The 17,825-nt window shown below is 67.2% G+C and carries 17 protein-coding genes; 13 read left to right on the forward strand and 4 right to left on the reverse strand.

What is annotated here, in order from left to right; genetic code table 11:
- Positions 1 to 23: 23 nt before the first annotated feature.
- Positions 24 to 860 carry an HAD family hydrolase gene (locus ACFYWJ_RS04825; protein WP_355283597.1) on the reverse strand — a complete coding sequence of 279 codons (837 nt, stop codon included), beginning with the start codon at positions 858 to 860 and terminating at the stop codon, positions 24 to 26.
- Between the two features lie 77 nt (positions 861 to 937).
- Here ACFYWJ_RS04825 and ACFYWJ_RS04830 point away from each other — a divergent pair, with 77 nt between their 5' ends.
- From ACFYWJ_RS04830 to ACFYWJ_RS04860, 7 genes are read left to right on the forward strand one after another with little or no spacing between them, the layout of a single operon-like run.
- The gene (locus tag ACFYWJ_RS04830; RefSeq protein ID WP_355283594.1) at positions 938 to 1,915 is read left to right on the forward strand and encodes an ABC transporter permease; all 978 of its coding nucleotides are present in this window, start codon (positions 938 to 940) and stop codon (positions 1,913 to 1,915) included.
- Positions 1,912 to 2,880: an ABC transporter permease subunit gene (locus ACFYWJ_RS04835; protein ID WP_355283591.1), complete on the forward strand. Its 969-nt coding sequence runs from the start codon at positions 1,912 to 1,914 to the stop codon at positions 2,878 to 2,880. Before ACFYWJ_RS04830 ends, ACFYWJ_RS04835 begins: the two co-directional genes overlap by 4 nt.
- Positions 2,877 to 4,727, forward strand: coding sequence for an ABC transporter ATP-binding protein (locus tag ACFYWJ_RS04840; protein WP_355283588.1), 1,851 nt, complete (start codon positions 2,877 to 2,879; stop codon positions 4,725 to 4,727). Before ACFYWJ_RS04835 ends, ACFYWJ_RS04840 begins: the two co-directional genes overlap by 4 nt.
- A gap of 19 nt (positions 4,728 to 4,746) precedes the next feature.
- On the forward strand, positions 4,747 to 6,441 hold the full coding sequence (locus tag ACFYWJ_RS04845) for an ABC transporter family substrate-binding protein (protein WP_355283586.1): 1,695 nt from the start codon (positions 4,747 to 4,749) through the stop codon (positions 6,439 to 6,441).
- Positions 6,438 to 8,126 carry an ABC transporter family substrate-binding protein gene (locus ACFYWJ_RS04850; protein WP_355283584.1) on the forward strand — a complete coding sequence of 563 codons (1,689 nt, stop codon included), beginning with the start codon at positions 6,438 to 6,440 and terminating at the stop codon, positions 8,124 to 8,126. The genes ACFYWJ_RS04845 and ACFYWJ_RS04850 overlap by 4 nt, the downstream gene beginning before the upstream one ends.
- Positions 8,127 to 8,175: 49 nt before the next feature.
- A complete protein-coding gene (locus ACFYWJ_RS04855) occupies positions 8,176 to 9,849 on the forward strand; it encodes an ABC transporter family substrate-binding protein (protein WP_355283582.1) in 1,674 nt (557 codons plus the stop codon).
- Positions 9,850 to 9,852: 3 nt separating this feature from the next.
- On the forward strand, positions 9,853 to 10,497 hold the full coding sequence (locus ACFYWJ_RS04860) for a hypothetical protein (protein WP_355283580.1): 645 nt from the start codon (positions 9,853 to 9,855) through the stop codon (positions 10,495 to 10,497).
- Here ACFYWJ_RS04860 and ACFYWJ_RS04865 read toward each other — a convergent pair whose 3' ends face one another.
- Entirely contained in the window at positions 10,498 to 11,319 is an 822-nt protein-coding gene (locus ACFYWJ_RS04865) for a hypothetical protein (protein ID WP_355283577.1), read from the reverse strand.
- Positions 11,285 to 12,322 (reverse strand): type IV toxin-antitoxin system AbiEi family antitoxin, encoded by a 1,038-nt coding sequence (locus tag ACFYWJ_RS04870; protein ID WP_355283574.1) that lies wholly within the window; start codon positions 12,320 to 12,322, stop codon positions 11,285 to 11,287. The genes ACFYWJ_RS04865 and ACFYWJ_RS04870 overlap by 35 nt, the downstream gene beginning before the upstream one ends.
- Before the next feature lie 103 nt (positions 12,323 to 12,425).
- Here ACFYWJ_RS04870 and ACFYWJ_RS04875 point away from each other — a divergent pair, with 103 nt between their 5' ends.
- The 3 genes from ACFYWJ_RS04875 (at position 12,426) to ACFYWJ_RS04885 (ending at position 14,543) form a co-directional block, all read left to right on the forward strand.
- Positions 12,426 to 13,184, forward strand: a complete 759-nt coding sequence (locus tag ACFYWJ_RS04875; RefSeq protein WP_355283572.1) for a GntR family transcriptional regulator — start codon at positions 12,426 to 12,428, stop codon at positions 13,182 to 13,184.
- Between the two features lie 132 nt (positions 13,185 to 13,316).
- Positions 13,317 to 13,928 (forward strand): sterol desaturase family protein, encoded by a 612-nt coding sequence (locus tag ACFYWJ_RS04880; protein WP_355283670.1) that lies wholly within the window; start codon positions 13,317 to 13,319, stop codon positions 13,926 to 13,928.
- A 144-nt stretch (positions 13,929 to 14,072) separates the two neighbouring features.
- Positions 14,073 to 14,543 carry a hypothetical protein gene (locus tag ACFYWJ_RS04885; RefSeq protein WP_355283569.1) on the forward strand — a complete coding sequence of 157 codons (471 nt, stop codon included), beginning with the start codon at positions 14,073 to 14,075 and terminating at the stop codon, positions 14,541 to 14,543.
- A 10-nt stretch (positions 14,544 to 14,553) separates the two neighbouring features.
- Here the strand turns inward: ACFYWJ_RS04885 and ACFYWJ_RS04890 are convergent, their stop codons facing one another.
- Entirely contained in the window at positions 14,554 to 15,102 is a 549-nt protein-coding gene (locus ACFYWJ_RS04890) for a TetR/AcrR family transcriptional regulator (protein ID WP_355283566.1), read from the reverse strand.
- 121 nt (positions 15,103 to 15,223) lie between these two features.
- Between ACFYWJ_RS04890 and ACFYWJ_RS04895 the strand changes: the two genes are divergently transcribed.
- The 3 genes from ACFYWJ_RS04895 (at position 15,224) to ACFYWJ_RS04905 (ending at position 17,806) form a co-directional block, all read left to right on the forward strand.
- A complete protein-coding gene (locus tag ACFYWJ_RS04895; protein WP_355283563.1) occupies positions 15,224 to 15,982 on the forward strand; it encodes a carboxymuconolactone decarboxylase family protein in 759 nt (252 codons plus the stop codon).
- Between the two features lie 149 nt (positions 15,983 to 16,131).
- Positions 16,132 to 17,547 carry an MFS transporter gene (locus ACFYWJ_RS04900; RefSeq protein ID WP_355283560.1) on the forward strand — a complete coding sequence of 472 codons (1,416 nt, stop codon included), beginning with the start codon at positions 16,132 to 16,134 and terminating at the stop codon, positions 17,545 to 17,547.
- 55 nt (positions 17,548 to 17,602) lie between these two features.
- A complete protein-coding gene (locus ACFYWJ_RS04905; protein ID WP_355283667.1) occupies positions 17,603 to 17,806 on the forward strand; it encodes a heavy metal-associated domain-containing protein in 204 nt (67 codons plus the stop codon).
- Positions 17,807 to 17,825: the final 19 nt, after the last annotated feature.

A 17,825-nucleotide genomic window follows, 5' to 3' on the forward strand; every position in this document is an offset into this window, starting at 1 on the left:
GCACCGGCTGTTGATGTCGCGGGTCAGTTCCACCAGCGTTCGAGCACCATCGCCACCCCGTGGTCGACATTGCTGCCGGTGACCTCGTCGGCCGCCGCGCGAGCCTCGGGATGGGCGTTACCCATGGCGACGCCGTGCCCGGCCATCGTCAGCATCGGCACGTCGTTGGGCATGTCGCCGAAGGCCACGATCGACCCCTCGTCGATCCCGAACCGCCGCGCCACCTCGACCAGCCCCGACGCCTTGGTCACCCGCGGCACCGCGATCTCGATCAGCCCGCTCTCGGTGGAGTAGGTGATCTCGGCGCGGTCCCCCACCAGCGGGGCGAGCGCGGCGCGCATGTCGGAACTGCGGGCCGAGCTGAGCCGGATCAGCATCTTGATCGCGGGCGAGTCGATGACCTCGGCATGCGAGACCACGGTGTCGTCGGGGTTGAGCCAGGCGTGCTCGTAGGTCGGCGAGCTGACGAACTGCGGGGTGGCCGCGTCGTGCGCGCTGGCGCCGACCCGCTCGGTGGCCAGTCCGCAGCCGGGGAGCGCGTGCTCGGCGAGCTCGGCCAGCCAGGCGAGGGTGTCCACGTCGAGGGTGTGGCTGGACAGGATCCGGTCGGTCGCGCTGTCGTAGATGACCGCGCCGTTCCCGCACACCGCGAGCGGGGCGTACCCCAGCTCGCTGACCACCGGGTCGATCCAGCGCGGCGGCCTGCCGGTGGCGAGCACGAAGGTGACACCGTCGTCGACGAGCGCGGCGACGGCGGCCTTGGTGCGGGCCGAGACCTTGTCGGCGTCGTCGATCAGCGTGCCGTCGACGTCGGTGGCCACCAGCTTCGGTTTCGGGTGCAGGGGCGTCATCCATTCCATCCTGCCGCACGTCGCCACGCGGGGACGGCGGACTGTCCTTATGATCAGGGCCTGATTACCCGATCCAGAGGGGACTGATGACCGGCTTCTTGTTGCGGCGCACGCTCAACTACATCGTGCTCCTGTTGCTGGCCTCGTTCCTGACGTTCAGCCTCGCATCCCTCACGTTCAACCCGCTCGAGAGCCTCGAGCAGCGCAATCCGCGCCCGCCACAGTCCGTGATCGATGCCAAGGCCGAGCAACTGCACCTCGACGAGCCGATCCCTCAGCGCTATCTCAGCTGGCTCGGCGGCGTCGTGCAAGGGGATTTCGGGACGACGCTGGCCGGGCAGCCGGTGAGCGAGGAGCTGGGCAGGCGGGTGGCGGTGAGCTTGCGGCTGCTGATCCTCGGTTCGGTGATCGGCACCGTGCTCGGCGTGCTGATCGGCGCGGCGAGCGCGATCCGGCAGTACAAATTCAGCGACTACTTCGCGACGGTGGTCTCGCTGCTGATCATCTCGACGCCGGTGTTCCTGCTGGCCACGCTGCTGAAATACGGTGCGCTACAGATCAATACGGCTACCGGGACGCAGATCTTCCTCTACACCGGCGAGACCTCGGCCACCCAGGTCGTCGGCCTGTGGAACCAGTTCGTCGACCGCGCACAGCATATGGTCCTGCCGACCCTGGTGCTGGTGCTCGGCGCCGCCGCCGGATACAGCCGCTACCAGCGCAACGCCATGCTCGACGTGTTGCAGAGCGATTTCATCCGCACCGCCCGCGCCAAGGGCCTCTCGCGCAACCGCGCGCTCTACAAACACGGCCTGCGGACGGCGCTCATCCCGATGGCCACCCTGTTCGCCTACAGCCTCGGTGGCCTGATCACCGGCGCCACCTTCGTGGAGAAGATCTTCGGCTGGCACGGCGTCGGTGAATGGTTCGTCGACGGCATCAATGCCCAGGACCTCTACATCGTCGTCACGATCGCGACCTTCGCGGGCCTGGTCGTGCTGGTGTCGGGTCTGCTCTCCGATATCGTGCTGGCGCTGCTCGACCCGAGGGTGCGTGTGTCATGACCGAAACCGAACTCATCGCCGTCGGCGCACCCGAGGCCGCCGCGGCGGGCCGCCGCAAGCTGGTCTGGCGCCGCTTCCTGCGCAACAAGCCCGCCGTGGTCGGCGCGGTGATCCTGATCCTGCTGTTCATCCTCAGTTTCGCGCTGCCGCCGCTGCTGCCGTGGGACTACCAGCAGCTCGACTACAAGGCCCTGTTGAAGCCGCCGAGCGCCGAGCATCCGTTCGGCACCACCCAGATCGGCCAGGACGTGCTCGCCCAGACCATGCGCGGGCTGCAGAAGTCGCTGGTGATCGGCTTCTGCGTGGCGATCTTCTCCAGCATCATCGCCTCCACCGCCGGCGCGGTGGCCGGGCTGCTGGGCGGCTGGCCCGACCGGGCCATCATGTGGCTGGTCGACCTGCTGCTGGTGGTCCCCGCGTTCATCATCATCGCGATCTTCGCCCCGCGCACCAAGGGGTCCGGCTCGATCGCCATCCTGATCGTGCTGCTCAGCGTGTTCGGCTGGATGATCGCGGCACGCATCATCCGCGGCCTGACGATGAGCCTGCGCGAACGCGAATTCGTGCGCGCCGCACGCTATATGGGCGCGCCGACGCACAAGGTGATCATCAGCCACATCATCCCGAACATCGCTTCGATCCTGATCATCGACACCACGCTGGCCGTCGGCGCGGCGATCAGCGCCGAGACCGGGCTCAGCTTCCTCGGTTTCGGTGTGCAGCCGCCCGATGTGTCGCTGGGATCGCTGATCGCGACGGGCACCAAGTCGGCACTGACCTATCCGTGGCTGTTCCTGTTCTCCGGCGGCCTGCTGATCACGATCGTGCTGTGCGCCAACCTCGTCGGCGACGGCCTGCGCGACGCGTTCGACCCGGGCGCTCGCGGCGCCCGCAAGGCGCGCAAAGAAGTCGCGGAGAAGAAGGACGAAGCGCAGGTGGAGTTGAAGAAAGCCGAGAAGCGATGACCTCGAACACGTCCACCGCGCCGCTGCTCGAAGTCACCGATCTGCGGGTCTCCTTCCCCGGCGAGGAAGGACGCGTCGACGCGGTGCGCGGGGTGAACTACACCGTGGCCGACGGCGAGGTGCTGGCCATCGTCGGCGAGTCCGGGTCCGGCAAGTCGGTGTCCTCGCTGGCCGTGATCGGCCTGCTGCCCGAGCAAGCGCGCGTGCAGGGTTCGATCCGGCTGCGCGGGCGCGAGCTGCTCGGTCTGGGCGACAAGCAGATGTCGAAACTACGCGGCTCCTCGGTCAGCATGGTCTTCCAGGACCCGCTCTCGGCGCTGACCCCGGTGTACCGGGTGGGTGATCAGGTGGCCGAGGCGCTGCTCGCGCACGGCACGATGCACCGCAAGGAAGCGGCCGAACGCGCGATCGAACTGCTCGAGCTCGTCGGTATCCCCGACGCGCGGGCGCGGGCCCGGGCCTTCCCGCACGAGTTCTCCGGCGGCATGCGCCAGCGCGTGGTGATCGCCATGGCCATCGCCAACGATCCGGCGCTGATCATCTGCGACGAGCCGACCACCGCGCTCGACGTGACCGTGCAGCGGCAGATCCTCGACCTGCTGCGCAAGGCGCGCGACATCACCGGCGCGGGCGTCATCATGATCACCCACGACATGGGCATCGCCGCGACGATCGCCGACCGGGTCGCGGTCATGTACGCGGGTAAGGTCGTCGAGACCGCCCCGGTCGCCGAGCTCTTCACCGCGCCCCGGATGCCGTACACGGTGGGCCTGCTCGGTTCCATCCCGCGCATGGACGGCCCGCCGCGCCGCCCGCTGATCCCGATCGTCGGCGCGCCGCCCGCCATGCACGACCTGCCGCGCGGCTGCTCGTTCGCCCCGCGCTGCCCGGTCTCGATCGACGACTGCACCGCCGCCGAGCCGCCGCTGGAGAAGGTCGCGCCCCGGCACTCGGTCGCCTGTATCCGCACCGCCGAGGTGGGCTCGGCGCAGCTGTTCGACGCCTACCGCAAGGAGATCGCCACCCCGGCGCAGCCGGAGGCGGTGGAGTCCGATGTCGTCCTGCGGGTCACCGACCTGGTGAAGACCTTCCCGCTCACCTCCGGGGTGATCCTGCGCCGCAAGACCGGCGAGGTCCGCGCGGTCGACGGCATCAGCTTCGCCGTGCGCGCGGGCCGCACGCTGGCCCTGGTCGGCGAATCGGGCTCAGGCAAGTCGACCACGCTGTCGCAGATCATGGACCTGGTGCGGCCGCAGTCGGGCAGCATCGAGGTGCTCGGCAACGACGTCGCGACGCTCACCAAGGCCCGCACCCGCGAGATCCGCCGCAAGATGCAGATCGTCTTCCAGGACCCGAGCGCCTCGCTCGATCCGCGCCTGCCGATCTTCGACGCGCTGGCCGAGCCGCTGCGCATCGACGGCCGCTCGCGCGAGGAGGTCAACCGCCGGGTGCCCGAGCTGCTGCGCCAGGTCGGGCTGCGGCCCGAACACGCCGACCGCTACCCGGCCGACTTCTCCGGCGGCCAGAAGCAGCGCATCAGCATCGCGCGCGCCCTGGCGCTGGACCCGCAGCTGCTCGTCCTGGACGAACCCGTCTCCTCGCTGGACGTGTCGATCCAGGCCGGCGTGCTGAATCTGCTGCGTGACCTGCAGGCCGAGCGCGGGCTGTCGTATCTGTTCGTCTCGCACGACCTCTCGGTGGTGCGCAATCTGGCCCACGACATCGCCGTCATGCTGCGCGGCAAGATCGTCGAATCGGGCCCGGCCGAGCAGATCTTCGCCGATCCTCGGCACGAGTACACCCGCTCGCTGATCGCGGCCGTTCCGGAACCCGTCGTCAGCGGCTGATCACGCAGGAGGCCCCGCCATGAGATCCCGAGGAATGCAAGCCCGTCGTCGTGCCAGGCTGCGTTGCGCCGCCGTGGTGGTGGCGGCCGGGATGATCGTGGCGGGGTGCGGGTCCGCCGACGATTCGGCCACGGGCCTGACCGACGCGCTCGGGACCACCAGCGATATCAACCCCCTGCCGCGCGAAGCCCTGCGCGAGGGCGGGAACCTGCGGCTGGCCACGACCAGCTACCCGGCCAACTGGAACACGCTGTCCAACGACGGCAACGACGGCGAGATCGCCGACATCCTGCGCCCGATGATGCCCCGCTCGTTCGCGATCGACGCGGCGGGCAAGCTCACCGTCGACACCGACTACTTCACCGAGATCGCGCTGACCGGCACCGATCCGATGCGGGTGACGTACACGATCAACCCGAAGGCGGTGTGGTCGGACGGTTCCCCGATCACCTGGGAGGACATCGCCGCGCAGGCGAACGCGCTCAGCGGCCGGGACAAGCGCTACCTGATCGCCATCACCAACGGTTTCGAGTTCGTCGACCGGGTCGAGCGCGGCGTCGACGACCGGCAGGCGGTGCTCACCTTCGGCACCCCCTTCGCCGACTGGCGCGGCCAGTTCGCCGGCAACAGCTCGCTGTACCCGAAGTCGGTGACCAGCACCCCCGAGGCCTTCAACACCAGTCAGGTCGACGCGATCGGCCTCACCGCCGGCCCGTTCATCATCACCGCCACCGACCGCGGTCAGGGCCGGATCACCCTGGGCCGCAACCCGAAATGGTGGGGCGAGCAGCCGCTGCTCGACACCATCACCTACAGCGTGCTCGACCACACGGCCTGGGTGCAGGCGCTCCAGAACAACGAACTCGACCTGGTCCGGCTGACCACCATCGACGAGGTGAAGACCGTGCGCGGCACCGAGGGCCTGGTGGTCCGCCGCGCGCCCGGTAACCGCTGGCGCCACATCACCTTCAACGGCGCGCCCGGCTCGATCCTCGCCGAAGAGGGCGTGCGCGTCGCGATCTCGAAGGCCATCGACCGCCAGGGCATCGTCACCGCCTTGCAGAACGGCCTGGTCGAGGACCCGAAGCCGCTGAACAACCACATCTTCCTGCAGGGCCAGGACGGCTACCAGGACAACAGTCTCGGCTTCGACCCCGACGCCGCGGCCAGGGAACTCGACGCGCTCGGCTGGAAGCTCAACGGCGACGTGCGCGAGAAGGACGGCCGCAAGCTCGTCATCCGCGACGTCATGTACAACGACCCGACCTGGGTGCAGATCGCCCAGATCATCCAGCAGAACCTCGCCGCCATCGGCGTCGGCCTGACCATCGACACCAAGCCCTCCGCCGGCTACTTCACCGACGTCATCCAGCCCGGCGATTTCGACGCCGCCCAGTTCATCTTCCAGGGCGACCCGTTCCCGCTGTCCAGCATCCGCCAGATCTACTACTACGACCCCACCGACCTGCAGGGCAACTACGGGCGCATCGGCTCCCCCGAACTCAACGCCCTGATCGAACGCACCATCACCGAACTCGACCCGCAGAAGTCCATCGAGCTGGCCAACCAGGTCGACCGCGCGGTGTTCGAGGAGGGCCACTCCCTGCCCCTCATGCAGTCCGACGGCAGCTTCGGCGCCCGCACCACCCTCGCCAACATCGGTTCGCCGGGCTTGGCATCGTACGACTACACGAAGATCGGATTCACGAAATGACCACTGCTACTTACGCATCCCGGCTGCGTCGCGCCGGTTTCCGCGTGGCGGCGCCCGCTGTCGCGTTGACGCTGGTCTTGGGCGGCTGTGGATCCGATGCCACCGTGGAATCGGGGTCGAGTTCGATCGGTGCGGTCAACGACATCAACCCGCAGGAACGTGACGCGATCCGCGACGGCGGCAACTTCCGGTTGGCACTGTCCAGCTTCCCGGAGACGTTCAACAGCCTCCATGTCGATTCCGACGGGGAGGTCAGTGACGTCACCGGATGGACGCTGCCCGGATCGATCAATGCCGATGCCGCGGGCGAACTCTCGATCGACCACAACTTCTACACCGATGTCCAGCTCACCGACACCAATCCCCAGCGGATCGTGTACACGATCAACCCGAAGGCCGTGTGGTCGGACGGGTCGCCGATCACCTGGGAGGACCTGCGCTCGCAAGCTGCCGCAATGAGTGGCCGCGACCCGGCGTTCAAGATCAGTCACGACCAGGGTTACAGCAGCGTCGAGAAGGTCGAGCGCGGTGCCGATGACCGGCAGGCGATCGTCACCTTCGCCGAGCACTACGCGGAATGGAAGGGCCTGTTCAATCCGCTGTACCCGCGCCAGCTCACCTCGTCCCCCGAGGCCTTCGAGAATCTGTACCGGAACGAGATGCCGCTGTCGTCGGGACCGTTCATCATCACCTCGATCGACCGCGCACAGCAGCGAATCGTGCTCAGCCGCAACCCGAGGTGGTGGGGCGACACCCCCAAGCTGGACACCGTCACCTATAGCGTCCTCGCTGACGAGGCCCGCTTGACCGCGTTGCAGAACAACGAACTCGATGCCACGGGCCTGAGCGGGATCGAGGAGGTGACCGCCGCTACCGGCACACCGGGGGTCAAGGTCCGACGTGCCTCGGCGAACCGGTTCTCACACTTCACTTTCAACGGGGCACCCGGCGCACTTCTGTCCGACCCGAAGCTCCGGATCGCGATCTCCAAGGGCATCGACCGGCAGGCCATCGCCACCGCGACCCAGCAGGGCATCGTGACCGACCCGAAGCCGCTGAACAATCACCTCTTCCTGGTCGGGCAGAAGGGCTATCAGGACAACGCCCAATCGGTGTCCTACGACCCGGCCGAGGCCGCTCGCATGCTCGATGAATTGGGCTGGAAGCTCAACGGCGACGTGCGGGAGAAGGACGGCCGCAAGCTCGAGATCCGCGACGTCATGTACCAGTCGGATACCTGGACGCAGATGGCACAGATCGCGCAGCAGAATCTCGCGGCGATCGGGGTGAAACTGAAGATCGAGACCTATCCGGGCAACGGCCTGTTCACCGATGTCATCGATCCGGGGAATTTCGATATCGCCCAATTCGTCTGGTCCAAGAGCATCTTCCCGCTCGGCGCACTTCCACAGATCTACGCCTACGACCCGGCCAACCCGCTGAGCAACAAGGGCCGCATCGGTTCACCTGAGCTGAATGCCCTGATCGAGGAAGTGATCGCCGAACTCGACCCGGAAAAGGCCATCGAGCTGGCGAACAAGGCTGATCGGATGATCTTCGAAGAAGGCTTCTCCCTGCCCATCGTGCAGTCCGCGGGTACGGTCGCGGTGCGGGAAAACCTCGCGAACTACGGTGCGCCGGGGCTGGCGTCGGAGGACTACACCAAGGTCGGCTTCGTCAAGTAATCACCGAAGTGCCGCACTCGTGCAGCGAACATTTGGAAAGGAGCGGACCATGCGGATTCGTTCATTGACCACGCGCCTGGCCATACCTCTGGTCATCGTCAGTGTGCTCGCTGCCGGGTGCAGCTCGGAGGAACCGCCGGCCGAGGGCCAGGCCGCGCTCGGCACGACCAACGACATCAATCCGAAGGATGTCAGCGAGCTGCGCGACGGAGGCAACCTGCGGCTCGCGCTCACCTCGCTGCCGGAGAACTGGAACAACCTGCACACCGACGGCAACGACGGTGATACCGGCTCGATTCTGCGTCCGGTGATGCCGCGCGCGTTCACGACCAATGCCGCGGCGGAGCTCTCGGTCAACACCGACTTCTTCACCGATGTCGCCCTGACCAACACCGAGCCGCAGCAAGTGACCTACACGATCAACCCCAAGGCGGTCTGGTCGGACGGTTCGCCGATTACCTGGGAGGACTTCCAGTCCCAGGCCAACGCGCTCAGTGGCAAGGACAAGTCTTTCCTGATCGCGAACAGCAGTGGCTTCGATCGAATCGAAAAGGTCGAGCGCGGTGTCGACGACCGACAGGCCGTCATCACCTTCAACAAGCACTACGCCGACTGGCGTGGTCAGTTCGCCGGTAACTCCTTCCTGTACCCCAAGTCCGCCACGGCGACTCCAGAGGCCTTCAACAACAGTCAGGTCAACGCGCTCGGCTTGTCGTCCGGTCCGTTCATCGTCCAGTCCGTCGACCGCGGGCAGGGTCGCGTCGTCCTCGCCCGCAACCCCAAGTGGTGGGGTGCGACGCCGAAGCTCGACACAATCACCTTCAGCGTGCTCGACAGCGCGGCCTTCGTGCCCGCGCTGCTGAACAACGAGATCGACGCGGTCGGCGTGGCCAGCCTGGACAACCTGAAGTCGGTGCGCAACGCGCCGGGCGTCGCGGTCCGCCGCGCACCCGGCAACAGCTGGGGCCACTTCACCTTCAACGGTGCGCCCGGTTCGCTGCTCGCGGAACAGGGTGTGCGCGTCGCGATCTCGAAGGCGATCGATCGGCAGGGCATCGCGACCGCCATCCAGAACGGTCTCGTCCAGGACCCGCAGCCGCTGAACAATCACGTCTACCTGCGCGGCCAGGACGGCTACCAGGACAACAGTCTCGGGTTCGACCCGACGGCGGCGGCGAGCGAGCTCGACGCCCTCGGCTGGAAGCTCAACGGCGACGTGCGCGAGAAGGACGGGCGCAAGCTCGAGATCCGCGACGTCATGTACAACGACCCGACCAATATCCAGATCGGTCAGATCATCCAGCAGAATCTCGCGCAGATCGGCGTCAAGCTGACCATCGAGACCAAGCCGGGCGCCGGTCTGTTCTCGGACGTCCTGCAGCCGGGCAACTTCGATGTGGGCCAGTGGTTCTGGGCCGGTGACCCGTTCCCGCTGAGCAGCCTGACCCAGATCTACGGCTACTACCCGGACGACATCCAGGGCAACTACGGCCGGATCGGCTCGCCCGAGCTCAACGCCCTCATCGAGCAGACCATCTCCGAACTCGATCCGGACAAGGCCAAGGAACTGGCCAACCAGGTCGACCGGAAGGTCTTCGAGGAGGGCCACTCGGTGCCGCTGTTCCAGTCCGCGGGCAACGTCGGCGTGCGTGCCGATCTCGCCAACTTCGGTGCGGCGGGCCTGGCTTCGCTCGACTACACCAAGATCGGCTTCGTGAAGTAACCCGTGACCAGTTCCGGCCCGGCGCGCGCGCTCACCTACCCCCTGCTGGTCACGTCCGGCACCATCGCGGTCATCGCCGCGCTGGTGCCGTTCGCCGATCTCGATCAGCTGAGTGCGCTCGCCGTGGTCGTGCTGGTGATTCTCGCGGTCACCACCTATCAGGTGGGGCTGGCGTTCGGGGTCCTGCCGACCGGGCTCGTCGCGACGGGCACGGTCGGGGGGCGGCGGGTCCGGCAGCAGCATCGGCTGGTCAGCCGGTCGTGGCTGGAGATCACCAGTGGGGATCGGATGGTGTGGCAGCCGGTGTTCTACGAGCCGGGCCTGTCCGCGCTGACACCGACCGACCTGGAGCTGACCGGGCGCACGATCCGCACCGGCGACACCCGCTTCTACCCGTCGGGCCGGGTCCGGAACACCGAGCCCGCGGGCAAGCTCATCGATAACCCGAGCCGCCCGTCCGAGGTCCCCGCGTTCGGCGTCGCCCGCCGCCTGGTCCTCGATGTCCAGCCCGCCGTCGCCGCCCCGATCGCGGGCCTGCTGTGGGTCTACGTCATGAACGGCGGCATCCCCGCCTTCGCCGGCGCCACGCTCGCCGCCGCCGCCACGTTCACCTGGTTCTCCGCCATCCGCGGCTCCGACCCCAGCTGATCAATCATCACGACCCGGGGCTGTTCCCCCGGTTACGCCCGCCGTCAGCGCATCGAGCTGTTGCAGCGACCGGTCGAATACACCCCGCATATCTCCTGCAAGACGAGCCAGCAGTTGCCTGTCCGCGAGCAGCTTGCTGACCTGAACCAGTGCCGATCGGTCGAGCAAGCCCCTGATGGTCTTCCCGATACAGTGCGCGCCGGCTAGCGCGATGTCGTAGTCGTACAGTTCGACGACGTCGGCGCTCTCCTCGTACATTTGCTCCAGCAATGGACCGGCATCGGACCACTCGAGCATCGTCCGGATGTCGATCGCATCTTTCGTACTGTCCCAGTGTCGGTCGTACCAGGCAACCAGCTTCAACAGGATCTGCGCCGCGATAGATGGGATTCGCACAGCGCACGGCCCTGGCAACAGGACCGGCTGCGAGGATCGGAAGGCTTCACGAAATCCCAAGGTGTGCATAGTGAAATCGCCGGGCCAGGCGACCGTCCGGGCCGGAGTCTCGATGGCACCGCACGGAATGATGTCAACCGGATGACCGCCTATCTCAAAGCGATGCGCGAGCTCTTGCTCACCTCCGAACAAGGCTCCGAAACGCAGAACCTCGTTCCAGTCGGCAACGGCAACAGCGATATCCACGTCGCGCGTGGCTCGTTCCGGAGTGGCGCCTGTAATGCTGCGCGCCACCATGTTTCGAGCCGTGGCACCGACCACAAGGTATTCGATCCCGACCCGGGCGGCCGCAGAGTCCAGTTCGAGCAGGACAGCGGCAGCAAGCGCGATCTCAGGATCGGTCGATTTCGACAAGTCGAAGGTCATTCTTCCTGATCCTCTCGGCGTGCGCGCGCTGTCGTGAATCACCGGATGTCCACATGTCTGCATAGATCAAGGTGCTCGGAACCAGGGGGGAGATCGGCTCCGGCGGGGCCCAGAACCGTTGTCGGATTATGACATTCGGTTGCTCGGCGGACCGTCGCCATCGCCGTTGAGCAGCCAACTTTCTCGGCAGAGTCCCCGAGTAGAGAATCGCCGTCCTCGAATGCAGGTCGGAATCCAGTTGCGAGCCAGCTGCCTCACCGCCGAGTTGGACGTCCTCGGCCGCGAGTTCCGTCCAAGATTCCAGCCACCAACCAACCGTGTCGTCGGCGAACTCGGTCGACGCCAGCTTCGGCACCACCGTGGTCGAGAAGGACTCGGTCCAACGGTCGAGAAGCTCTCGGCCCCGCATCAACCTTCTCGCACCATCGACCGATACGACATAGCCAGCGTCTTCCAGCTCGTTCACGACGATGTGTGCGGTGCCAAGCGAGACACCACTGCGCTCTGCCACCGCGCGCAGCGGCAGCCGCACGGCATCGTCCCAACTGAGGAGCGTAAACAGCACCTTCGCACCGGCGGGACCAAAGGCACGGGGAGCACGAGCCGGCATCGCCTTCGCCGTGGACGGCTTGGACTGGCCGACGACGAGGATGCGCATCGCCGGCCAGACAAGTGCCATGTTCCCAGCCAGGTCTACGAAATCAATGTGTCTATCCCGAAGGACCTCCGCGGCCTCGCGCGATATATAGGGAGCAACCAGGAGCAACGGGAGATCGGGGTGCGGCAGTGCATCGGCAATCGTGGCGGTCATTCGACGGCGGATTTCGACGGCATATGTCTGATTTCCGTATGAACCGGCGTCCAACTTCGCGATCAGGTCTGCGGCAGCGTCCGGACGTTCGGTGAATTCCAGGACTTCGAACGCGACGCCATGCTCGTCGAGTCGCCGCGCGCACTCGTCGAGGATGTTCATCCCTAGGTCACGTTCATTCGGCGTGAACATGCCTCAATAATGAACACATCGTCCACTGGAGGCAAGGTGACACGCTCGAACAAACTGGTCTGACCACTTGACCTCTTGACCTGTGGGGGGGATTATCGAGGGCATGGCGTGGACTCCTGTCGTGAAGCGGTCGGTATCGGGTGATGTGTTCGAGCAGATCGCCGCCGAGGTGCTGGGCGGGGAGCTGGCGGCGGGGAGCACCCTGCCGAGCGAGCGCCAGCTGGCGGAGGCGCTGGGAGTGTCGCGGCCCGCCGTGCGGGAGGCGTTGCAGCGGCTGGCGGCCGCGGGGCTGGTGTCGGTGCGGCAGGGGGAAGCCACCACCGTGCTCGACTATCGACGCAGCGCCGGACTGGAAGTGCTGCCCCGGCTACTGCTGCGGGGCGACACCATCGATCCCGCCGTGGCGCGCAGCATTCTCGAGGCGCGGCTGCACAACGGCCCCAAGATCGCGGAGCTCGCGGCCGCCCGAGTCCGGCGGGTCCGCTCGGGCGGCGGTGATTCCGCGACCGCGCCCGGCGCACTCGTGACCGAGCTGGATCTGCTCCACGACACCGTGGACGCCCTGCTCGCGGAGGCGGACCCGCTCACCCAGCAGCGCATCGCCCTCGAATTCTGGGACCACGTCCTCGAGCTGGCCGATTCGATCGCGTTCCGGCTGATGTACTCCATGCTTCGCGCCGCCTACGAACCAGCGCTGGCGGCGCTCGCGCCGATCATGTCCGCCGAGGTGGGCAATGGTGGCGCGTATCGAGACCTGGCCGCCGCGATCACCGCGGGCGAGCCGGAACGGGCCGCCGAGTCCGCGCGAGCACTGCTCGGGCCGGCGACCACCGCTCTCATCCACGCCCTCGACGGGGCGTGATCCACCCGAGGAATCGCCATGAAGAATGACCGTCCGACAACGACGTCGCACGACACCACCGCGGCCGATCGGGGCCGCCCCACCGGATCCGGCGCGGCCCGCTCGCTCCGCCGCGGCGCCTCGCTGGGCGAGATGGCCCGCGAGTTCGTCCGGCATCCCTCGCCCTGGATGATCGCCACCGTCTTCGTCGCCGTCCTGGTGGCGCGCATCGCCGTCGGCGACTGGCAGTTCACCGACGCGCTCGTCCCGCTGATCGTCATCGGCACGTTCCCGCTGACGGAGTGGATCATCCACGTGACGGTGCTGCACTGGCGCCCGCGGCACCTCGGCCCGCTGACCATCGACAGCGAACTGGCCAGCAAACACCGTGCGCACCACACAGATCCGCGCGATATCCCGCTGGTGTTCATCCCACCCAAATCGCTGGCGTTCACCATCGTCGCCCTGCTCGCGATCGGCCTGCTGGCCTTCCCGCGCCTCGGCCTCGGCCTGACCTTCCTGCTGACGATCACCACCCTCGGCCTGCTCTACGAGTGGACGCACTACCTCATCCACACCGACTACAAGCCCAAGCACGCGCTCTACCGGGCAGTCTGGCGCAACCACCGCCACCACCACTACAAGAACGAGCACTACTGGTTCACCGTCACCACCTCCGGCACCGCCGACCGCCTCCTCGGCACCGCCCCCGACCCGGCGACCGTCGCCACCTCCCCAACAGCCCGCCACCTGCACGCGAGCTGATCCGGAAATGAGAATGGGACCCCGCGAGTGAGGTCCCATTCTCATTTCGTCTGTCCGCGGGGGGAGGCCGAAGACCACGATTCCCACGACTAATGCGTCCAAGTGTACATTTTCCACTTCGCGGAAATCGCCACGCGAAACGCAGTGTCGGACGCGCTGACCGCGACCTATGGACCGCGATGGCCGTGGGACGGCAACTTCGAGCGCAGCCTTCCCGGGCCGGGCGGCCCCTCCTACAACCCGCGCCGGGACCTGACCCGGGCGCGCAGCAAGGAGCCCACGACCGGAAAGGTGATCGCGGAACTCAAGTTCGCGTTCTGGCAGAGTATGTTCACCGCCCGTCACGACGTTCGGGTCTGGGATCACCAGATACTCACGCTGTTTCCGTCGAGAACTTCACACACCGCACGCGAGCTCCGCGGCCGGATCTACACCGACTTGGACTCGATCAGGAAGCTGCGCAACCGCGTCGCGCATCACGAGCCGATCTTCAGCAGAAATCTGACCGACGACCTCACCCGACTGCTCGAGTTGGTCGAATTGCGGTGCACCGACACGGCGGGCTGGCTCCGCGCCATGGAGGAAGTCAGCACGTTGTTGCCGCAGCGTCCCTGAGTACTACTGCTCAGGACAGGAGTTTCGCAGCGATGGTGGCGGCGCGGTCGGCGGCGGCTGGGGAGTTCTCGCGGACGGCGGTGACGATGGCGCCGTCGATGAGCAGGGCCAGTTCGGGGGCGAGGGTGTCGGGGTCGGGTTGGTCTGCGGCGGTGAGCAATTCGGTGAGGTAGGCGATGACGCGGCGCTTGTGGCGGTCGGCTGCCTGGTGGGCGGGGGCCGTGGGGTCGGCGACCTCGATCATCGTGTTGATGAAGGCGCAGCCGCGGAAATCGTTGCGGGCGAAGCGTTGTGCGAGTGCGGTGAAGACGGCCATGGGGCGGGCTGCGGGGTCGTCGACGGCTTCGACGGAGGTGCGCAGCCAGTCCAGCCAGCGGCGGTCACGGTCTTCGAGGACGGCGACGACCAGGTCGTCTTTGCTCGCGAAGTGGCGGTAGAAGGAAGCGCGGCCGACGCCGGACTCCTGGAGCAGCCGATCGATTCCGACGGCGCGGATGCCCTCCGCGTAGAACAACTCCTCGGCGGTGTTGAGCAACCGCTGCTTGGCCTGTGTCGCCATGCGCTCACCGTACCAGAACGGAAACGATCGGTACCGAGTTGATTGACCGAGACGGAACCGATCGGTACCGTCACGACTCGGTACCGATCAGTACCGTTGTCGAACATCCTTGGAGCGCACCATGTCCCGACTGCCTCTTCTCTCCACCGACACCGCCGATGCCGAGCAGGGCGAACTGCTCACCGAAGTCCGGCGGCAACTGGGCCGGGTGCCGAATCTCTACGCCGCCATGGCGAACAGCCCGGCCACCCTACGGGGGTATCTGCGCCTGCGAGACGCGTTGACGGCGGGCACGCTCGACGCCCGTACCCGCGAGCAGCTCGCCCTCCTGATCGCCGCCGACAACGGCTGCGACTACTGCGTTTCGGCGCACACGATGCGCGCCGCGAAGATGGGCTTCTCCCCCGAGGCGATCACGGCGACACAGGCCGCCAGGGCCGAGGACCCGCACGCCGAGGCGGTGCTGCGCTTCGCCCGCGAGGTGCTGCGCACCGGTGGCCGGGTGGCCGACGAACACCTGGCCGAGGCCAGGAACAACGGCGTCAGCGATGCCGAACTGACCGAGGCCGTCGGCCATGTCGCGCTGAATGTGCTGTCGAACTATTTCAATCACGTCGCCCGCCCTGAGCTGGACTTTCCACCCGTTCCCTACGCCTCGAAAGCACCTGCGATGACACCGAAATGGCGGTCCGCCGACACCGTAGAACTGGTCGCGGGCTACACCCTGACCGATGCCGACGGGCATCAGACTGCGCTGGTGCGCGACGCGCGCGTCGCCATCGAAGGCGGCTTCGCGCACATCCGCGTCGACGGCAGCGACCGCGTCCAGGTGGTGTCGGCACCGGCCGTCGCACTGATCACCTATCGCCCCGAATCCTGATCCGGCGCAGCACGAAATGCCCGGTCCACCACCGTGTGGGCCGGGCTTTCGACTGCCGGAATCCTTTCCGCCGGAGGCTTGACAGGTTAATACCCTAGGGGGGTATGGTACCGACCACGAGACGCTCTCCGCTCGAAAGGACGAAAGTCGTGACTACGCAATCGCAATCCACCAGGAAGTGGTGGGCGCTGGCGGTGATCGCCGCAGCGCAGTTCATGGTCATCATGGACACCTCGATCATCGGGATCGCGCTGCCGAAGATGCAGGCCGAACTCGGCTTCACCCCCGGCAATCTGACCTGGGTGTTCAACGCCTACGTGATCGCCTTCGGCGGGCTGCTGCTGCTCGGCGGCCGGCTCTCCGACCTGCTCGGCGCGCGCCGGGTCTTCGGGGCGGGCTGGCTGGTACTGGCCGCGGGGTCCATGCTCGCCGGCGCCGCGGGCACTGTCAGCCTCGAGCTCGCGGGCCGGGCGATCCAGGGCGCGGGCGCCGCACTGATCGCACCCTCGGCGCTGACCCTGCTGATGATGCTGTTCGGCGGCTCGCCACAGGAACTCACCAAGGCGCTGGCCGTCTACGGCGCGGCCGCGCCCGCCGGTGGCACCGCGGGCGTGTTCCTGGGTGGCGTGATCACCGAATACATCAGCTGGCCTTGGGTTTTCTACATCAACATCCCGATCGCGGTGCTGGCCCTGATCGCCGTTCCGCTGCTGATGCCCGCCGCCCCGGCACGCAAGGGTTCGATCGACATCATCGGATCCATCACGGTGACGGCCGGTTTGGCGGCCGCGGTGTACGCGATCGTGCAGGCGCCGGAGGCCGGCTGGGCCTCGGGGCAGACCTGGGGTGTGCTGGCGCTGGCCGCCGCGCTGCTGGCCGGCTTCGTCGTCCTCCAGTCGCGGCGGAGCGAACCGCTGATGCGGCTGAGCATCTTCCGCGCGCCGAACCTGGCCGCCGCCAACTTCGCCCAGTTCGCACTGGCCGCCGCCTGGGTGCCGATGTGGTTCTTCCTGAACCTGTACCTGCAGCAGGTGCTCGGCTACAGCGCGTTCCCCTCGGGCGCCGCGCTGCTGCCGATGACCACGCTGATCATGCTCGGCATGGTGGTGCTCGCGCCCAAGGCGATGCAGCGCTTCGGCGCCAAGCCGATGATCGTCACCGGCCTGGTCGTGCTCGGTCTCGGCCTCGGGATCATGTCGCTGGTGCGGCCGACCGGCAACTTCTGGGTCGACGTGCTGCCCGCTTCGCTGGTGGCCGCGGGCGGTATGTCGCTGGCCTTCATCCCCTCGCTCGGCACCGCCATCTCGGCGGCGCGACCGGAGGAGGGCGGCCTGGCCTCGGGCATCGTCAACGTCAGCTACCAGGTGGGTTCCGCGCTCGGCCTGGCCGCGATGACGGCGGTCGCCGCCGCGTTCGGCGCGAGTGAACTGGGCGACGCCACGGCACTGACCGACGGCTACTCGGCGGCCTTCCTCGGCGCGGGCCTGCTGACCCTGGCCGGCGCTGGCATCACCGCCGCGGTCATGCGGGCTCCGGCCCCGGCCACCGCCGACGCGACCGTTTGACAAAATACCCTAGGGGGGTATGGTAATGATTGAGATCGAGAACGAGGAGACCACCATGAGCACCACCACCGTCACCGTCACCGGCATGACCTGCGGTTGCTGCACCAACAAGGTGCGCGACAAGGTCGGTGCGCTGCCCGGCGTCACCGGTGTCGAGGTCGACCTCGCCACCGGCTCGGTGGCGATCGACGGCACCGCACCCGACCGCACCGCCCTCGCCGACGCCGTCACCGCGGCCGGCTTCCAGCTCGCCGACTGAACCCGAAACGGAGCATCCC

Source organism: Nocardia sp. NPDC003269 (assembly GCF_042888005.1).
Lineage (GTDB): Bacteria > Actinomycetota > Actinomycetes > Mycobacteriales > Mycobacteriaceae > Nocardia.